Source organism: Acinetobacter stercoris (assembly GCF_900323515.1).
Taxonomy (GTDB): Bacteria; Pseudomonadota; Gammaproteobacteria; order Pseudomonadales; family Moraxellaceae; genus Acinetobacter; species Acinetobacter stercoris.
Genome location: NZ_OOGT01000184.1, coordinates 1 through 8382, shown reverse-complemented (window position 1 = coordinate 8382; position 8382 = coordinate 1). Strand labels below are relative to the sequence as shown.

Genomic DNA, 8382 nt, shown 5'->3' with positions numbered 1-8382 from the left:
TTAATATACAGGGAATACACACTGGACGTGTACTGGAAGATCCTCGACAAAAACAACGAAAAGTAGGTCAAAAAGGACCGATGATTATTTGTTTGGATACCAGTGGTTCTATGCATGGACAACCTGAGCTGATTGCCAAAGCGATTACACTTTATCTTTCTATGCAGGCTTTAAAGACTAAAAGAGTCATGTATCTGATTAACTTTTCTACAAATTTGACAGCATTAAAATTACAAAAAAAACATTCGTTAGATGAGTTGATTTATTTTCTAAGTCAATCATTTCATGGAGGAACAGATATTTTGCCTGCCATATCTCATGCTGTTGAAATGCTGGAAGATAATCAGTTTAGAAATGCAGACATTGTCGTTATTTCAGATTTTATTATGGGGCGATTACCAGAAGAGTTAATGAATGAAATAGAACACTATAAACAGCAAGGAAATGGGTTTTATGCTGTTGCTATCGGTAATCTAAAATTTGAACATCTAAATTCTGGATTGTTTGATCATCAGTGGATTTATCAATCACAGACAGGCACAGTTACGGAGGTCTTCTAGACATTGGTTTGAAATTCGAAAATTGTCTCGTGGTTCTTCTGGGTTTAAACTTTGTTTACTCAATTTCAGCGAATATTACATTTCCATTTCTGGAAAATGTAAACTGACTCTAATTATTTATAAGAAGATTTAAAAAAAAAGCTTTTTCTTTGAAAAAAGCTGTGTCCTATATTGATATTATTTCGGCTTAAAATGAAAAAATCACCCCTAAATTGTCTGACAAAAATCCAGAAAGTCATTTTTTGCAAATCTGCACGATATTTCATGCCAATGGCAAATCTTAGTAACTGACGTACTTTTTGATCAAATTATTCATACTGAGGCACATTTATCAAACGGAAGTGCAAATTTATAACAGTTGCATGTTTGGGTAAATTGTCATGAGAAAGGGTATAGCCATGTTATTAGCTCAACCATTTAAAAAAGCATTTTCTAAAGTTTTTGCTGCTGCGCCTTTTAGTTTAGATAAACAATCTTCAATCATTCCGATTCGGCACATGAAATTTGATTTTGAGCCAGAAAAAATCGATCCTAAATTCTTTTTAAATGCAGAACTTGCAAGTGCATATTTTGCTTCACTTTCGATTTTTCTGACTTTTGGTGAAGATTTAGTGATTGATACTGCACGTTATCATCGTGATTTGATTGAAGATCCTTTATTAAAGCAACGTGTGACTTCTTTGATTGGACAAGAAGCGATTCATTCTAAAATGCACAATGAATTAAATGATGCATTTGAACAAATTGATCTGCCTGTTCAGCTATTTAGAACTCTGGCAGGCTATGTATTTGATTATGGTTTTAACCGTCTGCCACAGCCGATGAAGTTGTCACTCATGGCTGGTATTGAACATTTTACAGCGGTACTTGCTGAATATATGATGAATCATGAAGAAATTTTCTTCAGATCTCAAGATGAAAAACAGCGTGCAATCTGGATGTGGCATATGCTCGAGGAGTCAGAGCATAAGGATATTGCTTATGATGTTTTTCAAACAATTTCAAATAATTATGCATTGCGTATAGCAGGTTTCTTTCCCGCGCTTATTACAATTTTGGTTTTGATTTCAGTTGCATCATTACTTGTACCTTTTTATCGCAAACCGTCGAACTTGATTAGCTTATCTTATTGGAAAGATATTCCACGGAGTTTTAGTCTTATTTTTGGTCTGAAAGACGGTGTATACGGCAGTACTTTAAAACATATTTTTGACTATTTACGCCCTGATTTTCATCCAAATGATCACGATACTTCCGAGTTTTTGGAATATTACAAAAAGACTTTGTTAAATCCAGAAGATGGTGTCTTGGCACCATATCTTACTAAGGAATTTATACCTGCACTTCGTGTCTAAATATAAACAATAAAGGAATATGTATGGGAATATTTTCAAGAAAAGTGCAGCCGAGTCGTAATGCATATGCTGTGGTTACAGGTGCAGGTAGCGGTATTGGTCGTAGTTTTGCCTTAGAACTCGCAAAACGTGGCGGTACTATAGTATGTGCCGATATTAATCTGGATGCGGCAACTGAGACCGCTAAATTAATACAGGAAAAATATTCTGGACAAGCTTTTGCCATACAGTGTGATGTTGGGAATAAACAGAAGGTTGAGCAGCTATCAATAGATGCTGAAAAACTCATGAATCACGCCGTGACTTTATTGATAAATAATGCTGGTGTTGGTTTGGGGGGGAAATTTGAAGAAGTATCTTTAGAGGATTGGCAATGGTGTATGCATGTCAATCTTTGGGGAGTTATACATGGTTGTCATTACTTTGTTCCAAAGTTTAAGCAGCAGGGCTCGGGTGCAATTATCAACGTAGCCTCGGCAGCTGGTTATACGGCAGCACCTGAAATGACAGCATATAACGTTACAAAATCAAGCGTATTGGCATTATCTGAAACGCTTTCTGCTGAACTTAGAAGTGCCAATATTCGTGTGAACGTACTATGTCCGACATTAGTGCCGACAAATATTATGAAAAATGGTCGTTTGCCTCAACGCTATTCGGGATTGGCTGATGATTTGTTAATGAATCATGCTTTTACCACAAGTGATAAGGTGGCGACTTTGACATTGGATAATCTGGATGCAAATAAGCTGTATACCATCCCTCAGCCAGATGCAAAGCTGTTCTGGATTTTAAAAAGAGCTTCACCAAGCTTGTATGCAAAAATGTTGGGGATAGGCTATCCATTATTTGCTAAATATGTAAAACAATAAGAGAAATGAGATGACTACAGATACTGTACTTGACTTAAAGCCTGAAGATGTAAATGTTGATCAGGCAACTTCACCAGAATCAACACCAACTACATCACAGAATGGGGATACAAATAGCACTGAAAAAACTGTAGCTAAAAGGACGGCTGCACGTAAGAAAGCTGCGGATGTACATGTTTATGACACAATTGTTGTAGGTGCAGGCATTTCTGGTATTGCTGCTGCATATAAACTGACTCAGGCAGGCTATGATGACTTTATTGTATTAGAACGTGCGGCTAGAGTAGGAGGAGCCTGGAGGGAAAATACCTATCCTGGTTGTGGTTGTGATGTCCCGTCTTCCTTGTATTCTTTTTCATTTGCACCTAGTAGTAAATGGAGCCATTTATTTGCCCGTCAACCAGAAATTCTGGACTATCTCGAAAGTGTCGTTGAACAATTCAATTTAGGTGAGAAAATCCAGTTCAATAATGGGCTTGAAAAAGCACGTTGGGATGAAGAAAAGAAACAGTGGGTTCTGGATACAGCCCAGGGGCAATATCTTGCAAAAACTGTTATTTTCTCTACAGGTCCTTTAACAGAACCTCAGACTCCCAAGATCAAGGGTATTGAGACATTTAAGGGAGAAATGTTCCATTCAGCAAAGTGGAATCATGATTATGACCTTACAGGCAAGCGTATTGCAGTGATTGGAACAGGTGCATCTGCAATTCAGTTTATTCCTCAGATCCAGCCTTTAGCCAAAGAGCTTTATGTATTTCAGCGTACAGCTCCGTGGGTATTGCCAAAACCTGATATGCAACTTGGAGAGAAGGCTAAATCATGGGTCGAAAAATATCCAAAAATTCAGGAAAAATGGCGTGGTGCAGTAGCAACAACGTTGAATGTTATTAATGTTGGTTTACGTAATCCAAAGCTTTTAGAGCCTGCTAATTTTTTAAGTCGCCAATTACTGAAAAAGCAAGTAAAAGATCCTGAATTACGCGAAAAATTGACACCAAACTTTTTAATTGGGTGTAAACGCATTTTGTTTGCAAATAATTATTATCCGGCTTTGCAAGCAGATAATACTACAGTGATTGCACACGGCTTGGTTGAAATTGATGGTAATACCGTGATTGGTGCAAATGGAGAGCGTCATGAGGTTGATGTCATTATCTGGGGAACTGGGTTTGATGTATCACATCCGCCAATTGGCAGCAAAATAGCAAATGCTAAAGGTGAAATATTGTCTGAGGTCTGGAAAAATAGTTCTCCTGAAGCTTATTTGGGAGCGAGTATGCAAGATGTACCAAATGCATTTTTGGTGCTTGGACCAAATATTCTGGTTTATGATTCTTTCATCGGGATTGCTGAAGCGCAAATTGACTATATTCTAAGCGGATTATTGAAAATGAAAGAGTTACAATTCAGTCGATTTGAAATCAAAAAGGATGTCTTGCAAAAGCACAATGAAAAAGTTCAAAAGCAGCTGAAATCAACTGTATTTAATACAGGAGGATGTGTAAGTTATTATCTGGATGAAAATGGGAAAAACTTTGCTGCTTGGCCATGGTCATTAAAGAAACTCAAAGAAGAGTTAGTAGACCTGGATCTTAAACACTATGATATTGTTTTATGATCCTTGGATTTATCAAAAAAGTCACTCAAACCGAGTGACTTTTTTATTTTATATTCATTTTGATACACTGATAACAATTTTACCTACTGCACCATGTTTTAAATGTTCAAATGCAATGGGAACTTCATCAAAAGCATAGACATGATCAATCCATGGCTTGAGGTCTAAAGTTTCTATCGCAGTAACGACATTTTGTAAAGTTTGCCGTGAACCAACACCTATACCATGTAATTTTGGTTTCTTAAATAATAATGGATGAATATTAATACTGGTTTCAAAACCTTCAAGTACGCCAATCAGATAGATATTTCCATGGAAGCTAACAGCAGAAACTGATCGGTTAAGGTTGCTACCTGAGACAAGCTCCAGGATATGGTTAGCACCATAATTGTCTGTTAACTTGGAGACTTCAAGATGCCATTCAGGCGTGATAGAGCGGTTGATACGTTGAAAATTTCCTAACTTTTTTAATTGATCTAATTTACCATCATCACTGGAAATCATGATGCAATTAGCACCATGTGCTAATGCAAACTGTAAAGCAAAAACTGCGACACCACCTGTGCCCTGGATTACAACTGTATCTCCTGCTTTTAGGTGTCCTTGTTCTATTAAAGCTTCCCAGGCAGTCACAGCAGCACATGTGAGGGTGCTTGATTCAATATAAGATAAATTTTTAGGTGCTTTAACGAGGCAATCTACCGCTACGACGATATATTCTGATAGCACCCCATCAACTTTACTTGAACCAAAAGTTCCAATGGTATGATCAATCTTGCCGTGAAAATTACCATCAAACCATTCATTAAAAAAACTATTGATGACTTTATCACCAATAGCAAACTGAGTAACGCCAGAGCCTATCGCAATGATTTCACCTGCCATATCTGAAGCTAAAGCATATGGATGCCTGATCTTGGCAGGATCAAAATTTTCGATTTCTAATTTATCTCTATAGTTCAGGGATACTGCATGAACTTTAATCAGAACTTGATTTGACGCAATTTCTGGAAGTTGTTTTGTGGTGATTGATATTTTGTTGTTTACATTTGAATCTATAGACCACTGCCGAGTTAAAATTGCCATATTTCATTCTCTTTATATCATGATAAATACAGCATAACTTAGAAACAATGGTTGAATATCGGGTATATTTTCTTCATATTGGTGAATAAAATTCATCAAATGTGCGATTATGACTGATCAACTTAATGGTATATATGCCTTTGTTTATGTGGCTGAATCAGAAAACTTTACTATTGCAGCTCAAAAATTAAACTTATCACGTTCTGCTGTTGCAAAAATCATTACAAGACTGGAGCAGCGATTAAATACTCAACTTTTCCATCGTACTACACGAAAAATGAATTTGACGCGGGAAGGACAATTATTTTATGAGCATTGTAAAAGCGCTTTGAATGAAATTGAGAGTGCGACACAATATTTTGAACAGCACACACTTAAACCGATTGGCAAAGTAAGGATCAGTGTTCCACATTTGCTGGGACAGCAATGTGTTATGCCTATCATTACGCAATATGTGAAAGACAACCCTGAACTTGAAATACAAGTATCATTTTCTGATCAAGTGGTTGACTTATATACACAAGGTTATGATATTGCAATTCGGACAGGGCAGTTAGAAGACACATTTGATTTAAAATCCAGAAAGATTGGTGTGCAAAAAATGAAGCTTTGCTGCTCACCTGATTTTTTAAATCAGGCCAATATTAATCATATTGACGATTTAAAAAACTATAATTTATTGGCATACAGTCGAGGAGACTGGATTTTACCTTGGAAGTTATATCAAAATGGTCAACTTGTTCAATATTTACCGCATGGACGTATACAACTAGATGATTTGCCTGCACTAATCTATGCTGCTAAACAAGGTTTAGGTATCGCATGGTTACCTACATGGTTAGTCAAAAAAGAGTTAAAAGCAGGACAACTTGTGACGATTTGCCCAGAAACTCAGGGCTATGGAATAGATGTTAATATTGTATGGCGAACTACAAAATATTTACCATGTAGAATACGCTTTATTCTGGATTTATTAGTTCATGAGCTATCTATAGCAATGCAATAAAAAAACCACCCTTAAGGGTGGTTTCTGGTCGAACGCATTTAACGAATTAACGTTTGATATCGCGTTGTGTTTCACCAGTATAAAGCTGACGAGGGCGACCAATTTTGTAAGGTCCGCTATGCATTTCTAACCAGTGGCTAATCCAGCCAACAGTACGTGCAAGAGCGAAGATTACAGTAAACATTTCTGTTGGGATACCAATCGCTTTAAGGATGATACCTGAATAGAAATCTACGTTAGGATAAAGTTTACGTTCGATGAAGTACGGGTCGCTAAGCGCAATACGTTCAAGTTCCATCGCAAGTTCAAGTTGAGGATCGTTGATACCAAGTGCACTTAACACTTCGTCACAAGTCTCTTTCATTACTTTTGCACGTGGATCGAAGTTTTTATAAACTCGGTGACCGAAGCCCATAAGTTTAACTTCTTTAGTTTTTACTTTTTCCATGAAGCCAGCAACGTTTTCAACTGTGCCGATTTCATCAAGCATCTTCAATACAGCTTCGTTTGCACCACCGTGAGCAGGTCCCCAAAGTGCAGCGATACCAGCAGCGATACATGCATATGGATTCGCACCAGTTGAACCCGCTAAACGTACTGTAGAAGTAGACGCGTTTTGTTCGTGGTCAGCATGGAGTGTAAAGATACGATCCATTGCTTTTGCAAGAATAGGGTTAACTTTGTAATCACGATCTGCTGGAGTAGCAAACATCATGTACAAGAAGTTTTCAGCGTAACTTAAGTCATTACGTGGATATACGAATGGTTGACCAATTGTATATTTGTAAGTCCAGGCAGCCAAAGTTGGGATTTTAGCTACAAGACGAACTGCTGTGATTTCACGGTGGTCAACATTTTCAACGTCAAAACCATTATGATAGAACGCAGATAAAGCACCAACAACACCACACATTACAGCCATTGGGTGAGCATCACGACGGAAACCATTGAAAAAACGGCTTACTTGATCGTGAACCATAGTGTGGTTACGCACTTTGTTTTCAAAATCAGTTTTTTGTTCAGCCGTTGGTAATTCACCGCTTAACAATAAATAGCAAGTTTCTAAGTAAGAAGCTTGAGTTGCTAACTGGTCAATAGGGTAACCGCGATGTAAAAGTACACCTTTGTCACCATCGATGAAAGTGATTTTAGACTCACAAGATGCTGTAGCCATAAAACCAGGATCAAAAGTAAAGTGACCTGAGGCCAACACATCTTTAACGTCGATTACATCTGGGCCCAATGTGCCGCTGTAAATTGGTAATTCAATTTTTTTGCCATCAAGCTCTAGAACGGCTTTCTTGCCAGTTGCTTCAGACATTCAATAGATCTCCTGTCCTGGTGGATATTTTACCTGACTCGAAAAGTAATCATCTTTTAATGCTACGAGTCAGACCTATCAAAAATTGCTATTAGATTAGTGAGTACTGAAATTTTGTCAATTATACTTATGGATAAAAAAATGACGTCACCACAGTGAGTTAGTCAGTGAAATCACAAGTAGGTGAGAGCGTAATCACAGTATCGGGCTAGTATAATAAGGCAAATTTCGTTTCAGGTGCAGAAAAAAAAATATCAAAAAATGACAATTATGATGAACTTTGGTCATTGCCAAGACAATTTGGCTATAAAAGGGATTTTTTTAATCCTGACTAAAAGTATCTAAATTTCATAACTTACATTTGAGTTGATCTAAAATGATTCTCTAAATTGATTAAAAAAAAGCTTGAAATAAATTTTTTCATTTTAACAAGCAATTGATTAAAAAATGAGTTGTCTTGAGCATTTTGTGTATATTAATCATCCAAAATAAGCGGTAAAAATACAGTTAAATGTATTTTTTTTGCGCATTTTTAGAGTGTAGAATCATATTGTGATATTT

7 protein-coding genes are annotated in these 8382 nt (G+C 36.9%); 5 read left to right on the top strand and 2 right to left on the bottom strand.

Going from position 1 to position 8382, the window contains the following annotated elements; genetic code table 11:
* From KPC_RS15650 to KPC_RS15635, 4 genes are all read left to right on the top strand, one after another.
* A partial coding sequence (locus tag KPC_RS15650; protein ID WP_121975288.1) for a VWA domain-containing protein occupies positions 1 to 560 on the top strand: 560 nt, incomplete at its 5' end.
* A gap of 398 nt (positions 561 to 958) precedes the next feature.
* A complete protein-coding gene (locus KPC_RS15645; protein WP_121975287.1) occupies positions 959 to 1915 on the top strand; it encodes a metal-dependent hydrolase in 957 nt (318 codons plus the stop codon).
* A 23-nt stretch (positions 1916 to 1938) separates the two neighbouring features.
* Positions 1939 to 2787 carry an SDR family NAD(P)-dependent oxidoreductase gene (locus KPC_RS15640; protein ID WP_121975286.1) on the top strand — a complete coding sequence of 283 codons (849 nt, stop codon included), beginning with the start codon at positions 1939 to 1941 and terminating at the stop codon, positions 2785 to 2787.
* A 10-nt stretch (positions 2788 to 2797) separates the two neighbouring features.
* Positions 2798 to 4408: a flavin-containing monooxygenase gene (locus tag KPC_RS15635; RefSeq protein WP_121975285.1), complete on the top strand. Its 1611-nt coding sequence runs from the start codon at positions 2798 to 2800 to the stop codon at positions 4406 to 4408.
* 54 nt (positions 4409 to 4462) lie between these two features.
* Here KPC_RS15635 and KPC_RS15630 read toward each other — a convergent pair whose 3' ends face one another.
* A complete protein-coding gene (locus KPC_RS15630; RefSeq protein WP_121975284.1) occupies positions 4463 to 5494 on the bottom strand; it encodes a zinc-dependent alcohol dehydrogenase family protein in 1032 nt (343 codons plus the stop codon).
* A gap of 109 nt (positions 5495 to 5603) precedes the next feature.
* On the opposite strand from KPC_RS15630, the gene KPC_RS15625 reads away from it, so the two are divergent.
* Entirely contained in the window at positions 5604 to 6500 is an 897-nt protein-coding gene (locus KPC_RS15625; protein ID WP_121975283.1) for a LysR family transcriptional regulator, read from the top strand.
* 46 nt (positions 6501 to 6546) lie between these two features.
* On the opposite strand, the gene gltA is transcribed toward KPC_RS15625, so the two are convergent.
* Complete coding sequence (gene gltA / locus KPC_RS15620) at positions 6547 to 7821, bottom strand: citrate synthase (RefSeq protein ID WP_121975282.1); 1275 nt, start codon at positions 7819 to 7821, stop codon at positions 6547 to 6549.
* Between the last annotated feature and the right edge of the window lie 561 nt (positions 7822 to 8382).